The organism is Parasphingorhabdus sp., from assembly GCF_048269865.1.
Taxonomy (GTDB): Bacteria; Pseudomonadota; Alphaproteobacteria; order Sphingomonadales; family Sphingomonadaceae; genus Parasphingorhabdus.
The window spans coordinates 82,398-100,283 of sequence record NZ_JBLWUA010000007.1; the positions used below are offsets into that span (position 1 = coordinate 82,398).

Consider the following 17,886-nt stretch of genomic DNA (forward strand, 5'->3'; position numbering starts at 1 on the left):
AACCGGTATCGGGAGCAAGAGTGAAGATTGCCCCTCATCCATCCTTTACCTTCGGCAATCATTGTGCAAATCTGCGACGGGTTAACATCTTGGGGGCAGGGCAAATGGCTAATTCGGAAAACAGGCTCGATATCGGGCGGGTGATGAACAACACATTCGGGGTGATCGGTCGTCATCCGGCCATTTTTCTGGGCCTGTCTTTCCTGATTGTCGGGATTCCCAATGGATTGGTGGAAATAGTACAGGGCCAGCCGGAAGCGCTGGCGACCGCTTTCCTGTCACCGACCGCGGTTTTGGGTTCGGTCATCGGCTTTTTCGTCATGACATTTTTTTCCGTCGTGCTGCAGGCGACGCTGATCGTGGCGACGATCAATGATCTCGGTAACAAGCCGATCAATCTCGGAGATTGTGTGGCCCGTGCTGTCCGGAAATTCCTGCCGTTGATTGGACTTGGCATCCTGATGTCATTGGGGATCGGATTCGGTTTGCTACTGCTTGTCGTGCCCGGCGTGATATTGACGTTGATGTGGATCATCGCCACACCGGTCATGATGGCCGAGGACAAGGGAGTGATCGATTCCCTGAAACGCAGCGCCGAACTGACCTCGGGGTCCAAGGGTCTGATATTTCTGTTGTTGATCATCTTCATCATCCTCGCGTCGGTTATCGGTTTTATCGGCGGCATGATGAGCTTCTGGAGCACGACAGCGGTTGTCTTGGTATCCACTCTGGTGAACACGTTGACCGGAGCGATTCAGGGTGCCGGCGTCGCCTCTGTCTATGTGGATCTGCGCACCGCAAAAGAGGGCACGGACAACACCAGCCTTGCTGATATATTCGCCTGACATTGGCCGAACCCCATAATGGCAGCAGCGGCCATCCCCTGTCCGAAAGGCCACTTGGCTTGATCTGACCGTTTCGCTATAAGTTGCAAATTGCTATTAAATTATCCGGGTGAAATTTCCATGATCAAGCTGAACGTCAACGGTCAAGCCAAGACAGTCGATGTCGACCCAGCGACGCCGATCCTGTGGGTCGTGCGCGAGAATCTGGAACTGCCCGGCACCAAATTCGGCTGCGGCATTGCGCAATGCGGGGCCTGTACTGTGCATCTGGACGGCAAGCCTGTCCGCAGCTGCTCGACGCCGATATCCGCGGCCGAAGGCAAGGCGATCACCACCATCGAAGGCATTGCCAGCGAAGACGGCACCTTGCACAAGGTTCAGCAGGCCTGGATCGAAGCGCAGGTCCCACAATGCGGCTATTGCCAGTCGGGCCAGATCATGTCGGCCACTGCGCTGTTGCAGAAAAACCCGCAGCCGACTGACGCGCAGATCGACGCCGCAATGGCGGGCAATGTCTGTCGCTGCGGAATGTACAACCGGATTCGTCAGGCGATCAAGGCCGCAGCGGGCATGGAACAGCCCGCTGTGCAGGAGACGCTGGCATGAACAAGACCAAGACAGCGGGCAAAAACCCCGGCAAATCGGGTAAATGGACGCGACGCGCCTTCATCGGTGCTGGCGTAGTCGCCGGCAGCGCGCTGGTGGTCGGCGTTGCCGTCCGTCAGGGCAATCCGACTGACCGGCTGAGTCCGCTACTGACCAATGGCGCGGATGAGCATTTGCTCAACGCCTGGGTCAAGGTCGATGCCGACAACGTCGTCACTGCCGTGATCCCCCACGTCGAGATGGGACAGGGCGTCTATACCGCGCTCGCCCAGATGCTGGCGGACGAGATGGACGCCGACTGGGACAAGGTGCAGATTCTCGAGGCCCCGGCGGACATGCAATATGTCTCCGATTCAATCGGCCGCGATTTTCTGTTTCCCGATCTCGAGGTCCCGGCGATTTTCGAACCGACGGTCTCGGGCGGTATATTGGAACTGGCGCAGGCGATGGGCCTGCAATTTACCGGTGGCAGCTATTCCGTGCGCGCCACCGGTCAGCGAGCGATGCGCACCGCCGGTGCCGCTGCCCGCGAGATGCTCGTCGCAGCCGCCGCCAGCGAATGGCAGGTGCCGGCTGGTGAGATCACCACCGCCGACAGCATGATCATGCATACCAAAAGCGGCAAGTCGGAACCCTTTTCGAAATTCGCGCTGGCCGCAGCGGAACAAAGCCTGCCCGCAAAGCCGGCGCTCAAATCTCCGGAAAATTACACCATCATGGGCCAGCCGAAAGCACGCCATGATATCCCGGCGAAAGTCGATGGCAGCGCGGCTTTCGGTATCGATGCCGATGTGCCGGGCATGAAATATGCAGCGGTCAAGGCCCCTCCGGTGGTCGGCGCCACGGTTGAATCGATGGACGCGACGACCGCCAAAACGATGCCCGGCGTGCTGCAGATCCTCAATATGGGGGATTTTGTCGCCGTTGTGGCCGACGGCTATTGGCAGGCGCAACAGGCGCTGAACAGCATCGACACGAAATATAGCAAGACCGAAGGCGACAGTCTCGATCAGGAGGCGCTGTTTGCCCGCTACGCCAGCCATCTCGACGAAGCGGGCGACGACGGCGGCGACATGGAAACCGAAAGCGGCGATGTCGGCAAGAGCTTCGCTGATGCGGCGACCAAAGTCGAAGCCGAATATAAGGTGCCCTTCCTCGCCCATGCGACGATGGAGCCAATGAACTGCACCGCCTGGGTCCGCGACGGCAAATGCGATGTGTGGTCGGGCCATCAGGCGCCGGTCAATGCGCGGCAGGCCGCCGCCGATGCCGCGGGTCTCGCCTTCGAGGATGTGACCTATCACAATGCCTATCTGGGCGGCGGGTTCGGGCGGCGGTCGGAAAGCGACAATATCACCATGGCGACCCGAATCGCCAAGGCCACCGGCTATCCGGTCAAGATGATCTGGTCGCGCGAAGAAGATACGGCGCAGGACCATTATCGCCCGTCGGCAACCAGCCGCTTCCGGGGCGGCCTCGACAAGAATGGCAAGGCGATCAGCTGGGAGAATATCCATACCCATCTGTTCGATCCCAAAGATGCGCCCACTGTCCCTTATTACAACATCGCCAGTCACAGGATCCGCAAGGTCGATGTCCCGACCCAGTTGCGCTTTGGTCCCTGGCGGTCGGTCGATCACAGCCAGCACGGATTCTTCATCGAATCCTTTGTCGACGAGATGGCCCACGCCGCCGGTAAGGACGGCTATGCGTTCCGCCGCGAATTGCTGGCCAGATCACCGCGGCATCTGAACGTGCTCGACACCGCTGCGAAAATGTCCGGCTGGGGCACTGCGCTGCCCGACAAGCACGGACGGGGAATCGCCTTTGTGCCTTCTTTCGGATCAATCGTCGCGCAGGTCGCCGAAGTCGACATGAGCGGCGCGAAACCAAAAGTGAAAAAAGTCCATGTCGCCGCCGACCCTGGCTTTGTCATCAATCCCGACGGCTTTACCGCCCAGATGGAAAGCGCCATTGCTTATGGTCTGACCGCAGCGCTTCATGGCGAAATCACGCTGAAGGATGGCAAGGTGCAGCAGAGCAATTTCCATGACTATCCGATGCTCCGGATCAACGAAATGCCGGAGGTCGAAGTGGCTCTGATCAATGGCGACCACAAGCATCTCGGCGGCGGCGGCGAACCGGGCCTGCCACCCATCGCCCCGGCAGTGACCAACGCGATTTTTGCCGCCACCGGCACGCGGATCCGCGAGCTGCCCATAGCCAAGCATGATTTTGCCTGACCGGAGCCCTGCAATGTTGAAACTCTCTCCCGCAGCCGCGCTGGCTTCGCTGATCATGCTGACCGCTTGTGGCCCGGACCCTGCGCCCGAGCCTGTGGAACAGACCATTGTGCGTGAACCCGGAGCGGCACCGGCGGCGACCGCTGCCATCACCGACAAGGATACTTCCACCAGCCTGATGGCGGAAGGAAAAGCGGCTTTTGCCAATTGCGGGGCCTGTCACACCGTCGATAAAGGCGCCGCCAATGGTGCCGGGCCAAATCTGTTCGGGATCGTCGGCCAAGCCGCCGGACAGGTTGCCGGATTTTCCTATTCGGACGCGCTGAAAGCGTCTGGCATCACGTGGACCGCAGCCAATCTGGACGACTATATTGCCGATCCATCGGCAAAAATCCCCGGCACCGCGATGGTCGCCGGCGCGGTCACGGACGCCGGCAAGCGGGAAGCGATTATCGCCTATCTGGAAAGCACCGCTGCCAATTGAGCGCCCGTTGAACCAGCGCCCCGATATCACTCTGGCGCTGCTCGCCGCCGGACAATCCCGGAGATTTGGCGATCGCGACAAACTGAGCGCATCATTGGGTGGCAAGATGCTGGGCCTGCACGCGGCTGAGACCGCTGCAGCGCTTCCTTTTGCCGGCAAGCTGGTGATCGGTTCGCCAGATCATCGCTGCGCGCCGCAGTGGCGCGCTCTGGGCTATCAGATCCTCGCCAATCAGGACGCCGCGCGCGGGCAGGCAACATCGGTCCGACTTGCCGCTGCCCATGCTATCAATAGCAACGCCAGCGCGCTGTGCATCCTGCTGGCCGACATGCCCTTTGTGGCGGCCGACCATCTGGGCCAGCTGCTGGCCGCCTTCGCCCGATCAGGCGGCACCATCGCCTCCTCGCGCGACGGACAAGCCATGCCCCCGGCGATTTTTTCGCGCGACCGGCTAGAAAGCCTATTGGCGCTCGAAGGTGATTCCGGTGCCCGGAACCTCCTGGCAGAGGCGCATCTGATACCGGGCGACGACCGTGTTCTTATGGATATTGATACCGAGGAGGATCTCGCCCGCGCAGAAACTATGATCCATAACAATAGCGGCTAATCATCTCTCAAACAGCGGTGCCGCATCGACCAAAAAGATGTCCTGCCGAGCCTGCAATCCTTCCACGATCTTATATTTATGCCACGCGCCAAACAGGATCAGTACACGCTTTTCCTGGCCGCTGACCAAATCCAGCGCGGCCGTGATATTGGCGAGATGCGCGGCATTGATCGTTTGCCAGCCGCCCGCTGCCAAGTCATCGCCGAACAGCCGGTTGTATGTCTCCTGCCGCGCCTTGACCGCAACATCATAGGGGCTGGAATGGATGAAAGAAGGGTCATCCGATCGGCCAGAAACCGTTTTGGCGTAGCCTCGGGCCGCTTCCTGATATTCCAGCCAGTCCGCCGCGCGCGTGGGATCCTGTTCGAGCCGCTTTTCTGTCGCGCGCCGCTCCGCAGCGATTTCCGCACTCCAGGCCGCAACCGGGATCATCCTGAAACCGAGCGTCTCGCGCAGCGGAAAGACGACGTCGGTCAGTTCCGGAAAATCATCGACCCGGTTTTCGCGCACCTCGCCATATTTGCCGAAATTCGCGGAGGCTGTGGCGAAGCTATCCTTCGGCAGTTCCACCAGCACCAGGTCCGGATCAAATCTGACAATAGCGTCGCGCAAAACCGCCAGCGAATAGCGTTCGCTGCTGCGATGTTGGCCATGGATGGCACCAAGGACGGTAACCATCGTCGCGCCTGCTGGCGGTGAATCAGATGTGGCGGGCGAACAGCCGGTCAGTGCGAGCAAAAGAGAGATCAGGGAACAGGCAAAAGCCTTCATTCCCGGTCCAGCCACCGCCCCAGCTTGACGAAAAACACGATCAGGAACGGCACCAGCAGGAAGGACAGCACGACCTTCGCGGAGCCCTGCCCCAACAGCAGCTGCCCAATTGGACGCTCGCCGTAAAAGGCGACGGTGATGAAAATGACCGTGTCGACAATTTGCGACAACGCGCTGGCAATGGCCGCGCGCAACGCCAGCAATGCCCCCTGCATATTGGTCAGCCGGGAAAAGATATAGACATTGAGAAACTGCGACACACCATAGGCAATAATGCCGGCAAACATCAGCCGGGTCCCTTGCGACAATATGATCGGAAAGGCTTCCTTGGCCGGTTCATACATGCCTGGATCGGTCGGCAGCGCCAGCACGATCTGGATCAGGACGATCGCGGTGATCAACGGAATAAAGCCGAAGCGGACCAGCCGGTTGGCGATGTCCCGGCCATGCAGTTCCGCAACCGAACTCGACAAGACCACCAGCAGCAGGAACGGAAAGATACCGGATTCCACCGCCAGCGGCCCGATCGCGACCTGTTTCGCGCCCAGGATGCCGGCGATGCAGGTCATCCCGCCATAGAGCACGGCGAAGACGAACAGCGAGCGCGGGATGAGATTTTTCGGTGCAGTTTCTGTCATCGCGAAGACCTAGCGCGGTCGGTGGCAAAAAAAAAGAAATAGTCACACCGCGCATTTTTTCTATAGGGAAATAGAGACAGACAATATCAGATCGCGGCCCGGTATGTCGCGCGATCGGGGGAACATTTGCAAAGACTGGCTGTTTATTGTGGCGCCAATAGCGGGAACAATCCCGCTTATGCCGCCACCACTATATTGCTCGGCAAGGCCATGGCGGCCCGCGGCGTGGATCTGGTCTATGGCGGCGGTCGGCTTGGTCTGATGGGCACCATCGCCGACACTGTGCTCGCCGAAGGCGGCAAGGTGCATGGCGTGATACCGGAAATGCTGAAAGATCTGGAAGTCGCGCATACCGGGGTCACCGAACTCCACATCGTGCCCAACATGCACGAGCGCAAAGCCAGGATGACCGATCTGACCGATGCCTTTGTGGCCTTGCCCGGCGGGGTCGGTACGATGGATGAATTGTTCGAAGCCTGGAGCTGGAATGCGCTCGGCTATCACAACAAGCCTTTCGCGATTTTGAATATCGAGGGCTATTGGGATGCGCTGATCGCCTTTCTCGACACCATGGCCGAACAGGGCTTCGTGTCTGCGGAACGACGCAAACATCTGATCGTGTCCGATGATGTCGACGATTGTCTCGAGCGCCTCGCCGATGCGTGCACCACCGAAGCCGGCAGTTTCAAATGGTGAACTCGCTGCGGCCCGCAAATCTGATCGGAGGAATCGCATGATGCCTATCCTGACAAGCATCGCCGGCATGGCCCTGATCCTGCTGATCGCTTTCGGCCTGTCGACCGGACGGCGCAATATCCGGTTCCGCGTGGTCGGTGCCGCCTTTGCCTTGCAGGCCGGGATCGCAGTGATCGTGCTCTATATACCTGCCGGAAAACGGATCATCGAAGCGATGGCTTTCGGCGTCTCCAATCTGCTGGGCTATGCTTCGGCCGGCACCAATTTCATCTTCGGGCCGCTGGCCGATCCGACGATTGGCGGCAACAGCTTCGCGATCGCCGCGCTGCCGGTGATCATCTTCTTCTCGGCGCTGATCTCGATCCTCTATTATCTCGGCGTGATGCAGTTCATCATCAAATGGGTCGGCGGCGGGATTCAGAAAATCACCGGTATCTCGAAAGTCGAATCGCTTTGTGCTGCCGCCAATATCTTCGTTGGCCAGTCGGAATCGCCTTTGGTCATACGCCCCTATCTCGCCAGTCTGACCCAGTCGCAGCTGTTTACCGTGATGAGCGTCGGCATGGCAGGCGTCGCCGGCACTATCCTCGCCGCCTATGCCGCGATGGGCATCCGCATCGACTATCTGCTCGCCGCCGCCTTCATGTCGGCGCCGGGCGGGATATTGATGGCGAAGATCATCATGCCCGACAACCCTGATGACCCCACCCCGGAAGAATTGGTGGTTGCGGTCGAATATGAAGACGAAAAACCGGCCAATATCATCATGGCCGCCGGCATGGGCGCGCAGACCGGGGTCAAGCTCGCCGTCGCCGTCGGCGCAATGGTGCTCGCCTTTGTCGCGCTGGTCGCGCTGGCCAACGGCCTGCTCGGGGGCATCGGCGGCTGGTTCGGCTATCCCGACCTCAGCTTCCAGCAGGTGATCGGCTATATTTTCGCGCCGATCATGTATCTGATCGGCGTGCCCTGGGACGAGGCGCTCGGCGCCGGCGGCCTGTTCGGGACCAAGGTCGTGCTCAACGAATTTGTCGCCTTTATCGAACTGGGCAAGCTGCAGCCCGGCATCTCGCCGCTGACCAATGCCATCGTGATTTTCGCCCTGTGCGGCTTTGCCAATTTCAGCAGCATCGCCATCCAGCTGGCGGTGACCGGCGGGCTCGCCCCCAATCAGCGCCCGGTGATCGCCCGCCTCGGCCTGCGCGCGCTGGCCGCCGGATCGCTCGCCAATCTGATGAGCGCCGCGCTCGCCGGTATCCTGCTGTCGCTCGGCTGAGCGATCCCGATTGACAAACACGCGCAAGGACGCATCTTAACGCCATGAACCAGACCCAAGACACGCTCGCCGCCGTTTCGCTGGCCATGGCGGATGACAATCCCGATGGCTTTGCCGAGCGGATCGGTCGCAGCTTTACCGACTGGGGCTTTGCCGTGGTCGCCGACCATGGCATCCCGGCAGAACTGATCGAACGCGCCGAAGCGATGTCGCGCGCATTTTTTGCGCTGCCGGAAGAGGTCAAGCGCGCCTATCATATCCCCGGCGGCGGCGGCGCACGCGGCTATACGCCCTTCGGCACCGAAAGCGCCAAGGACTCGGACATACAGGATCTGAAGGAATTCTGGCATATCGGCCGCGACCTGCCAGCCGGCCACAAGTTCGAACCCTATATGCCGCCCAATATCTGGCCAAAGGAACTCGACGGCTTCAGGGAAACCTATCGCGAAATGTACGCTGCCTTCGACAAGGCTGGCGCGCGCATTCTCGAGGCGATCGCGCGTTTTCTCGAGCTGTCGCCCGACTTTTTCGTCGATACCGTACGCGACGGCAATTCGGTGATGCGGCTGATTCACTATCCGCCGGTGCCGGAAGATTCGCCCGCCGTGCGGGCGGGAGCGCATGAGGATATCAATACCATCACCCTGCTGATCGGCGCCGAGGAAGCGGGCCTGGAACTGCTCGACCGGAAGGGCGACTGGCGCGCCGTCACGCCGAAAGCCGGCGAGTTGGCGGTGAATATCGGCGACATGCTGCAGCGCCTGACCAATGATCGCCTGCCTTCGACCACTCACCGCGTTGTCAACCCGGCACCGGAACGCCGCGGTTTTTCGCGTTATTCCATGCCCTTCTTCCTGCATTTCCGGCCCGACTATCTGATCGAGACGCTGCCGAGCTGCATCGATGAGGAGCATCCTAATCGCTACCCGGAACCGATCACTGCGCATGACTATCTGCAGCAGCGGCTGCGCGAGATCGGCCTGATATGAAGCCCAAAGCGGTTGGCATCAGCGGCGGCAGCTGTTCCGGTAAAACGACGCTGACCCACAAAATATTAGAACGTCTCGGCCCCGACCAATGCGTGATTCTGCCGCAGGATGATTATTTTTTTGGCCTGGGCGATGCTCCCGAGGGCAAGGGCGGACCCAATTTCGATCATCCCGATGCGGTCGACTTCGACCAGCTGTGCGCCCAGCTAGCGCAGCTCAAGAAGGGGCAGACGATCGACCGGCCGCTCTATGACTTTCCCACCCATATGCCCAAAGCGGAAACCGAGCGAACGGAACCCCGCCCCATCATTTTGATCGACGGCATATTGATCCTGCAGCATGCGCCCCTGCGCGACCTTCTCGATCTCAGTATCTTCGTCGAATGCGATTCCGAGACGCGTTTTGCCCGGCGACTCGAACGCGATGTTCGCGAACGGGGGCGGACCCCGCAATCCGTGCACGAACAATTCGCCAATCAGGTTGGGCCGATGCATGACTTGCATGTCGAGCCCTCAAAACACCATGCCGATATCGTGATAAATTCGCAACAGTGCGCCAGCGCGTTTGAACAGCTGTTCGCGCAAATATGCGCTCGAATATAGCAAGCAAAACCAACGGGTTGGTCTTGGCGATTTCGGGCCGCAACCGGTTTTTGCGCGCGAAATAGCGGACCAGAATTTTGCAGTGCGAAAATAAAATGCTGCAGCGCGGCATTTCTCGTTTCACTTGAGACAAAACTGTCATTTATGGGCCCTACAGACGGCTTGCTTCGGCCGAGCTCGCGATAGTTCGCAGACGATCATTTTTAGACAGTTTTATTTTAAGTGGTTCATGAAACGGGGAATGCATATCATGAAAATCAAATATCTTTTGGCTGCCAGCATTGTCAGCCTTTCTACAGCAGGCCTGATGGCCACGCCAGCAGCGGCACAGCAAACAACTTCATCTATTGAAGGCCGCGTGACCGACGAAAATGGCATGGCGATTCCAAATGCAACAGTCGTCGTAACCGATACTCGGACAGGGCAGGCTCGCTCGGTTACTTCCGACAGCAATGGCACCTTTCGCGCAGCTTCCTTGATCACTGGCGGCCCGTTCACCGTGACGGCTGAAGCCGACGGGTTCGAAGGTCAAACCGTAAAGGATGTTTATATTAACTTGCAGGGAAGCACCCGCTTTACCTTTGCATTGGCCGGCGGTTCCAGTGATCAAATGATCGTTGTTACTGCATCTCGTGCCAATGTTTCGCAGCGGGCAATCGGTCCAGGACAATCTTTTGACGCCGATGTACTCGCGAATGTTCCCTCGGTAAACCGTGACATCAGAGATATCATCCGGCTTGACCCGCGCGTCAGTCTGAACCGGGAGCAAGGAGGATCAGTCGATCGCGTGACCTGCCTTGGTGCGAATGACCGTGCCAATACGTTTACCGTCGATGGTATTGTTCAAGCCGATACCTTTGGCCTCAATGGTACCCCTTTTGCTTCCAGAAACTCGCTTCCTCTTCCCTTTGATTCGATTAAGGAAACGTCGGTCGAGCTGGCACCATTCAATGTTGAATATGGCCAGTTTACCGGTTGCGCGATCAACGTCGTTACCAAATCGGGGGGCAATCAGTTTCACGGCACCGCATTTTTCGAATATCAGGACGACAGTTTGACGGGCGATACTGCAGGCGGCACAGCTGCCGTTCCGTCGCCGTTTAAAAACAAGCGCTGGGGCGCTACGCTCTCCGGACCGATCGTTCCTGATCACCTGTTTTTCCATGTCGGATATGAAGAAGCTGACTTTACCGGCAGCCCCCAGAATCGTGGCCCGAAAGGCACCGGATACCCGAATGAGCAGCCCTTTATCGATCAGGCAACATATGACGCGATCGCATCCACCATCGAGAATATTTATGGCGTCCCCGTCGGACCACTGGTTCGCAACAACCCTGAGACCAATACGCGCTATTTCGCCCGACTGGACTGGTTGATTTCCGACCGTCATCGTGCAGAGTTCACCTATCAATATCTGAACGAAGACAAGCAGTTGTCGGATGACTTCGGCACCGAGCAGGTGACCGGTCTGCAAAGTTACAGAAACGAAGGCACGCGGTCTGACTATTTCTCCGGTCGTGTGTTCTCGGAATGGAGCGACAATTTCTCGACCGAAATTCGTTTCTCGCGTGCAGACATCACTGACAAGCAGGACCCGATCAACGGTGGCGAAGCCCAAGACGGTAACCCCATCCCGCGGATTGTAGTTGGCGTAGAAGATCCTGTAACGGGTGAACGCGGCACATTCCAGGCAGGTCCCGGTCAGTTCCGTTCAGCCAATATTCTGCTGCAAACAGTCGACCAGGCAAAGATCAAGGCGGAACTCGTTGCCGGCGATCATACATTTACATTTGGTGGAGAAGTCAATCGCGCCGATGTGTTCAACCTGTTCGCTGTCAATGCCACCGGTACATTCTTCTTCGACAATTTTGCCGATCTTCAGGCTGGACTGTTGAGCGGCGGAGACGCGCGTGATACATTTGTTAGCACAGATGACATTATCGATGGACAGGCCAACGGTTTCGTGATCAGTGCGACACCTTCGGGCGACATCAATGAAGCGGCCGCCAGTTTCAAACGCACAATCTGGTCCGTCTATGCGCAGGACGAGTGGCAAGCCACTGACCAGCTTAACGTGCTGGCTGGTATCCGGGCAGACTGGTATTCGGGCGATGCGCCGCGCGCCAACCCGCTTTTCCAACAGCGCTATGGATATACCAATGCCGTCTCTTTCGGCGCACTGGATCCGGTCATTATGCCGCGGCTTGGCTTCACGTATGACATGTATAACGACGGCCTGTTTTCGGATACGCAGATCAAGGGCGGCGTTGGCATATTCTCTGGCGGCGACCCGACCGTCTGGTTTTCCAATGCATTTTCCAACGATGGCTTTGTAACCGCCATCGGGAAACTGTCCGATGCCGCCTGTGCGTCCCTGCCCAGAGTGAACGGCCAGGTTGATATCACGCCCGGCGGGACATTCTCGGGTATTCCCGGATGTGCCGTTGCATCAGCCAGCGCCGAAGCTGCTGGTGGAACCGCATCTGTCCAGTCCACCGACCCCAACCTGAAAATTCCAACGGTGTTGCGTGCCAATCTTGGTATCTCTACCCGTCTGAATTTCGCGGAAAGTGGATTTTTTAACGGCTGGGGACTGAATCTCGATTATATTTTCAGCCGCAATCGCAATCCGTATAACTTCATCGATCTGACTTATGCAGTGAACACGACAAAAGGTCTGAACGGCTTCATGATCGATGGCCGCCCAATCTATGAATCAATCGATCCGTTGGAACCCGGCTGTAATGCTGTCTATCAGGGCACGGGAACCAACGGCGGATTCGTCAACGCCAATCCGGAATGTTTCACAACTTCTGGTTCAAGACGTGAAGACGAAATTCAGCTTACCAATTCCGGTGCCTACAACAGCCATACGGCTTCCGCCATCTTGACGAAAAATTTCAACAGCGGAATATTCACCGACAATGGCAGCGTATTTGTGAGCCTGGGCTATGCTTGGACCGATTCCAATAATAACCGGAATAATTCAAGTTCGACGGCCACCTCAAACTACACGCGAACCGCTGCATTCGATCGGCAAAATCCTGCTGTGGGAACGTCAAACTTCGAGACACGGCACAACTTCACTGCGGCGATGAATTTCGAAGAAAAATTCTTCGGCGACTATGCGACCAGCCTTGGCTTTGTCTTCACTGCTCAATCAGGCCTGCCGTACAGCATAACCTTCGATGGCAATCCGGGCTTTGACGAAATTTCGAGCAGCCGCGACGCTGGATTGCTGTATATCCCGACCGGAGCAACCGGCGATGCCAATGTCTCGCCTCTGTCAGATCAGTCGGCATTGGATGATCTGGATGCGTTTATCGGTCAGAATAAATGCATCGCCAAATATCGCGGACAGACAATCCCACGGAACACCTGTAACAACGACTGGTATTATGACCTGGATCTTCGAATTTCACAGGAAATTCCTGGTCCCGGACGTCTTTTCGGGGTTGAAGATCACATCGAAATCTTCGGTGTGTTCGACAATTTCCTGAACTTTATCGACAGCAATGGTAATGCTCGCCGCAACCAGACAACCGACGGGTTCCTTGATCTGGTCGACGGAGGCATCGACAATGCCACTGGCCAGTATATCATCAGCGGCTTCAATGTTGGCAGCGACAATGATATCGATGTCCTGCCATCCCGCTGGGCCATCAAGGTCGGTGTTCGCTACGAATTCTAGGCGAACGGACAAGAACAAGAAAACGGCGGTGCTGCAAAGCGCCGCCGTTTTTGTTTGGCGGTCGTCGATTGGGGCGCAAGCATCGCGATGAACCAAACCGGCAGGCGGCTTTCGCTTGTGAAATCTTTACCGGTTCATGCTAGAGGCCGCGCCATTGATAGCGATGGAAACCACTATGTCCGATACTGATCCTTCTCCCATTCTGGTAACCGGTGCCGCCGGTTTCATCGGCCATGCGGTTTCGACGCGGCTGATTCAGCGCGGGGAACGGGTAATCGGGATCGACAATCTCAATGATTATTATGATCCGGCGTTGAAATCCGCCCGGCTTGCCAATCTCAACGCGCTGGACGGTTTTGGTTTTGAGCAGATGGATGTGTCTGACGCAGATCGCGTGAAGGCGCTGGTGCAGGACAATGGCGTGCAGCGGATCATCCATCTCGCCGCTCAGGCCGGAGTGCGCTACAGTATCGAAAATCCGTTCGCCTATCAGAAATCCAATCTTGAGGGCCATCTGTCGCTGCTCGAAGCCAGCCGCCATGCGCCCGATTTTCAGCATCTCGTCTATGCGTCCTCCAGCTCGGTCTATGGCGACAAGCCGATGGGCGGCGTCGGCTTCACCGAGGAAGAACCAGTCAACGAGCCGGTCTCGCTCTATGCAGCGACCAAGCGGTCCTGCGAACTGATGAGCCAGTCCTATGCCAGGCTTTACGGTTTTCCCCAGACCGGCCTGCGCTTCTTCACCGTCTATGGTCCCTGGGGCCGCCCCGACATGGCCTATTTCGGCTTCACCCAGAAGATTTTGGCGGGCGAACCGATCGAGGTCTACGGCGAGGGCAAGATGGCGCGGGACTTCACCTATATCGACGATATCGTCGACGGCATATTGGGCGCACTGGACAATGTCCCGGAACCGCACGGCAACCGCATTCTCAATATCGGCGACAGCCATCCGGTCGGTCTGATGGAGATGATCCAGACATTGGAAGACGCGCTCGGGATAAAGGCGGAGAAGATCATGCGGCCGATGCAGCCAGGCGACGTCACATCAACCTTTGCCGACGTCAGCAAGCTCCATGCGCTCACCGGCTATCAGCCAAAGGTGATGCTGAAGGAAGGTCTGCAGAATTTTGTCAGCTGGTACAGAGATTTTTACGGCAATATGCCGCCTCGCTAATATGCGAAATGTTCAGCGCGTTTCGGCGCGTTGCATGACCTGCTGCGCAACCAGTTGCAGTTGTTCGTTGACACCCTGTTCCGTGCAAACACCGTCGTTGAAGATCCCGCCCGATGCATTGATTCCGACACCCATCGGCGTGGGCCAGCCGCGCAGCGAATGGACGATCGAGCGCAGCGCCGCAAGCGTGCTGCCAACTGCTTGCCAGCCATAAGCCGTGACGATCAGGCCGATCGGCAGGCCATCAAGATAGATTCGCTCATCGCGGGCCGTCTCTTCGATATAGTCGATAGCATTTTTGACCAGCCCGGAAACCGTGCCGTGATAACCAGGGCTGGCGAGGATCAGACCATCGGCGCGGCGCACCAGCGCAACCAGCTCTTCACCGGTCTCGTTCAGGCCCGCGGGATCGGAACGATAGTGCGGCAAGGCCATCATCCGATCGGATCCGAACAGGGCGGTTTCCGCTCCGGCCTCTTCCGCGGCGTGCAACGCAATCGCCAGCGCCTGTTCGGTTGATGATACGGAATTGGTCGTTCCGCCCAATCCCAGGATGAAGGGTTTTTTTATCTGTTCCACGGGCACGCCATACCGAGGGTTGCCGGGCAATTGCAACGGGCATGTTTCTTAATTGACCGATTAAACCGCGCCCATTAAGACTGGCGCAAATTCGGCGCGTTACCGCGTGCCTTTCTCCCTGTCTGACCAAAGGATATTCTCATGCGCAAATTTACCGAAGAACAGCATATGTTCCGCGATGCCTATCGCCGCTTTCTCGCCGACGATGTCGCGCCGCGGATGGACGAATTCCGCGAAGCCGGGATTGTCGATCGCGAAATCTTCAAGAAGGCTGGCGACCAGGGCTTTCTGATGATCTGGCCCGACGAAAAATATGGCGGCATGGGCGATGACGATTTTCGCTATGAACAGATCATCATCGAGGAAACCGCGCGGGCCGGATGCTCCGAATGGTATAATACCCTGCACAGCCGGCTGGTCGGGCCTTATCTGAAGAATATCGGCAACGAGGAACAGCGCGAACGCTTCCTGCCGAAATGCGTCAGCGGCGAGACGATTCTCGCCGTCGCAATGACCGAGCCCGGCGCCGGCAGCGATCTGTCCGGGATGAAAACCACGGCGAAGGACATGGGCGACCACTGGCTGCTCAACGGCTCCAAAACCTATATCTCGAACGGTATCAACGCCGACGTCGTCATTGCCGCTGCCAAGATTGACGGCGTCGATGACAAGCATGCGATGGTCCTGCTGATCGTCGAACGGGGCATGGAAGGCTTCGAACGTGGCCAGAATCTAGAGAAGATCGGCCTCCACGCGCAGGATACTGCGGAGTTGTTCTTCAATGACGTGAAGATACCGAAGGAAAACACGCTGGGCACGCCGGGCAAGGGTTTCATCCATCTGATGGAAGGCCTGGCCGAGGAACGGCTGATCGGGATGGTCGGCTATGCCGCATCCGCGCGGCGGGCTTTTGATGTCACGCGCGAATTTGTCATGGAACGGAATGTTTTCGGCAAGAAATTGTCGGATATGCAGAATACCCAGTTCAAAATGGCCGAAATGGATGCCAAAATCGACATGTTGCAGGTCTATGTCGACCATTGCGTCGAGATCCACAACCAGGGCGGCCTTACCGCCAATATCGCCGCCAAGGGCAAGATGCTGGGCAGCGAGATTGAATGGGAAATGGCTGATCTGGGACTGCAGCTGCACGGCGGTGCCGGTTATATGAAGGAATATGAAATCAGCCGGATCTTCACCGACGCCCGGATGAGCCGCATCTATGCCGGCTCAAGCGAGATCATGCGCTATATCGTCGGACGCGACATTTTCAGCCAGAAATACCAATCGATCCTCGAATAGTTTAGGGTGGAGGTCAGGAAGAGGAGGCGAGTCGCCTCTCTCTGCTAATTGACGTTTACGTAAACTGCTTGACTGCGCTGCAGTGCAACATTAGCATTGTCGGCAAGCCAATATATTCGTCTATCGAGAGGACCCCCTATGACCGACGCTTTAATCTACGACGCAGTGCGCTCCCCGCGCGGAAAGGGCCGCAACGACGGCAGCCTGCATGAAATCACCGCCCTCGACCTCGCCTCCCAGGTGCTGGCCTCGGTCAATGACCGCAACGGCCTGGACGGCCACGAAGTGGAAGACATCGCCTTTGGCTGCGTCTCCCCGGTCGGCGAGCAGGGCGCAGTGATCAGCCGCATGGCCGCGCTCAAGGCCGGCTATGCCGACACCACCTCGGCGATCCAGGTCAACCGCTTCTGCGGGTCCGGGCTGGAAGCGGTCAATATCGCAGCCGGCAAGGTCTGCTCCGGCGAAACCGATCTGGCGGTCGGTGGCGGCATCGAATCCATGTCGCGCATCCCGATGGGCAGCGACGGCCTCGGCGGCATGGCCGATCCGTCTCTGGTCTTTCAGGAATATTTCGTGCCACAGGGCATCTCGGCCGACCTGATCGCCACCAAATATGGCTATAGCCGCGACGATGTCGACGCCTATGCAGTCGAGAGCCAGAAGCGCGCTGCCAAAGCGTGGGACGAGAATCGCTTTGCCAATTCGATCCTGCCGATCCGCGACGTGATCGGTGAGGTTGTGCTCGACCGGGACGAACTGATGCGGCCCGAAACCGACATGCAGTCGCTCGGCGCGCTGGGCCCGGCGTTCAAGATGATGGGCAAGCAGATGCCCGGTTTTGACGATGTCGCGATCCTCAAGCATCCTGAAGTCGAAAAGATCAACCACGTCCACCATGCCGGCAACAGCTCCGGCATCGTCGACGGCTCGGCAGCGGTTCTGGTCGGCAACGAAAAGGCCGGCGAGAAATATGGCCTGAAGCCGCGCGCGCGGATCATCTCGATGGCTGCTATCGGTTCCGAACCGACGATCATGCTGACCGGCCCCGAATTTGCCGCGAAAAAGGCGCTGGAACGCGCCGGCATGACCGGAAATGACATCGACCTGTGGGAATTGAACGAGGCCTTTGCAGCGGTCGTCCTGCGCTTCATGGATGCGATGAATGTCGACCACAGCGTGATGAACGTCAACGGCGGCGCGATCGCCATGGGCCATCCGCTCGGCGCGACCGGCGCGATGATTCTCGGCACGGTGCTGGACGAACTGGAACGCACGGACAAGTCGACCGCGCTGACCACGCTCTGCATCGGCGGCGGCATGGGCATCGCCACGATCATCGAGCGCGTGAACTAGAAATTGTGCTCCGCACTTGATGCGGAGCTT

At 58.1% G+C, this 17,886-nt stretch carries 16 protein-coding genes; 13 read left to right on the forward strand and 3 right to left on the reverse strand.

Annotation, left to right across the window (positions count from 1 at the left end; translation table 11 throughout):
* Positions 1-104: 104 nt before the first annotated feature.
* The 5 genes from ACN0WW_RS10770 (at position 105) to ACN0WW_RS10790 (ending at position 4,785) form a co-directional block, all read left to right on the forward strand.
* Positions 105-845 carry a hypothetical protein gene (locus ACN0WW_RS10770; RefSeq protein ID WP_417612279.1) on the forward strand — a complete coding sequence of 247 codons (741 nt, stop codon included), beginning with the start codon at positions 105-107 and terminating at the stop codon, positions 843-845.
* A 120-nt stretch (positions 846-965) separates the two neighbouring features.
* Positions 966-1,451, forward strand: coding sequence for a (2Fe-2S)-binding protein (locus ACN0WW_RS10775; protein WP_417612281.1), 486 nt, complete (start codon positions 966-968; stop codon positions 1,449-1,451).
* Positions 1,448-3,694, forward strand: a complete 2,247-nt coding sequence (locus ACN0WW_RS10780) for a molybdopterin cofactor-binding domain-containing protein (protein WP_417612283.1) — start codon at positions 1,448-1,450, stop codon at positions 3,692-3,694. The genes ACN0WW_RS10775 and ACN0WW_RS10780 overlap by 4 nt, the downstream gene beginning before the upstream one ends.
* Before the next feature lie 13 nt (positions 3,695-3,707).
* Positions 3,708-4,178, forward strand: a complete 471-nt coding sequence (locus tag ACN0WW_RS10785) for a c-type cytochrome (RefSeq protein WP_417612285.1) — start codon at positions 3,708-3,710, stop codon at positions 4,176-4,178.
* A gap of 7 nt (positions 4,179-4,185) precedes the next feature.
* Complete coding sequence (locus ACN0WW_RS10790) at positions 4,186-4,785, forward strand: nucleotidyltransferase family protein (protein WP_417612287.1); 600 nt, start codon at positions 4,186-4,188, stop codon at positions 4,783-4,785.
* On the opposite strand, the gene ACN0WW_RS10795 is transcribed toward ACN0WW_RS10790, so the two are convergent.
* Positions 4,786-5,556: a hypothetical protein gene (locus ACN0WW_RS10795; protein ID WP_417612289.1), complete on the reverse strand. Its 771-nt coding sequence runs from the start codon at positions 5,554-5,556 to the stop codon at positions 4,786-4,788. It lies immediately after the preceding gene.
* On the reverse strand, positions 5,553-6,194 hold the full coding sequence (locus ACN0WW_RS10800) for a queuosine precursor transporter (protein ID WP_417612291.1): 642 nt from the start codon (positions 6,192-6,194) through the stop codon (positions 5,553-5,555). The genes ACN0WW_RS10795 and ACN0WW_RS10800 overlap by 4 nt, the downstream gene beginning before the upstream one ends.
* 126 nt (positions 6,195-6,320) lie before the next feature.
* On the opposite strand from ACN0WW_RS10800, the gene ACN0WW_RS10805 reads away from it, so the two are divergent.
* The 6 genes from ACN0WW_RS10805 to ACN0WW_RS10830 all read left to right on the forward strand — a co-directional run bounded on the left by ACN0WW_RS10805 (position 6,321) and on the right by ACN0WW_RS10830 (position 14,622).
* On the forward strand, positions 6,321-6,890 hold the full coding sequence (locus ACN0WW_RS10805; protein WP_417612293.1) for a TIGR00730 family Rossman fold protein: 570 nt from the start codon (positions 6,321-6,323) through the stop codon (positions 6,888-6,890).
* Positions 6,891-6,930: 40 nt separating this feature from the next.
* On the forward strand, positions 6,931-8,163 hold the full coding sequence (locus ACN0WW_RS10810) for a NupC/NupG family nucleoside CNT transporter (RefSeq protein ID WP_417612635.1): 1,233 nt from the start codon (positions 6,931-6,933) through the stop codon (positions 8,161-8,163).
* A gap of 44 nt (positions 8,164-8,207) precedes the next feature.
* Positions 8,208-9,152 (forward strand): isopenicillin N synthase family dioxygenase, encoded by a 945-nt coding sequence (locus tag ACN0WW_RS10815; RefSeq protein ID WP_417612295.1) that lies wholly within the window; start codon positions 8,208-8,210, stop codon positions 9,150-9,152.
* Positions 9,149-9,754 (forward strand): uridine kinase, encoded by a 606-nt coding sequence (gene udk, locus ACN0WW_RS10820; protein WP_417612297.1) that lies wholly within the window; start codon positions 9,149-9,151, stop codon positions 9,752-9,754. The genes ACN0WW_RS10815 and udk overlap by 4 nt, the downstream gene beginning before the upstream one ends.
* Positions 9,755-10,004: 250 nt before the next feature.
* Positions 10,005-13,445, forward strand: coding sequence for a TonB-dependent receptor (locus ACN0WW_RS10825; RefSeq protein WP_417612299.1), 3,441 nt, complete (start codon positions 10,005-10,007; stop codon positions 13,443-13,445).
* Between the two features lie 175 nt (positions 13,446-13,620).
* Entirely contained in the window at positions 13,621-14,622 is a 1,002-nt protein-coding gene (locus ACN0WW_RS10830) for an SDR family NAD(P)-dependent oxidoreductase (RefSeq protein WP_417612301.1), read from the forward strand.
* A 12-nt stretch (positions 14,623-14,634) separates the two neighbouring features.
* Here the strand turns inward: ACN0WW_RS10830 and ACN0WW_RS10835 are convergent, their stop codons facing one another.
* Complete coding sequence (locus ACN0WW_RS10835; RefSeq protein WP_417612303.1) at positions 14,635-15,201, reverse strand: NADPH-dependent FMN reductase; 567 nt, start codon at positions 15,199-15,201, stop codon at positions 14,635-14,637.
* Between the two features lie 141 nt (positions 15,202-15,342).
* On the opposite strand from ACN0WW_RS10835, the gene ACN0WW_RS10840 reads away from it, so the two are divergent.
* Together ACN0WW_RS10840 and ACN0WW_RS10845 are read left to right on the forward strand one after the other, a co-directional pair.
* Positions 15,343-16,503 (forward strand): acyl-CoA dehydrogenase family protein, encoded by a 1,161-nt coding sequence (locus tag ACN0WW_RS10840; protein WP_417612305.1) that lies wholly within the window; start codon positions 15,343-15,345, stop codon positions 16,501-16,503.
* Between the two features lie 138 nt (positions 16,504-16,641).
* Entirely contained in the window at positions 16,642-17,856 is a 1,215-nt protein-coding gene (locus ACN0WW_RS10845) for an acetyl-CoA C-acetyltransferase (protein ID WP_417612307.1), read from the forward strand.
* The last annotated feature ends 30 nt before the right edge of the window (positions 17,857-17,886 follow it).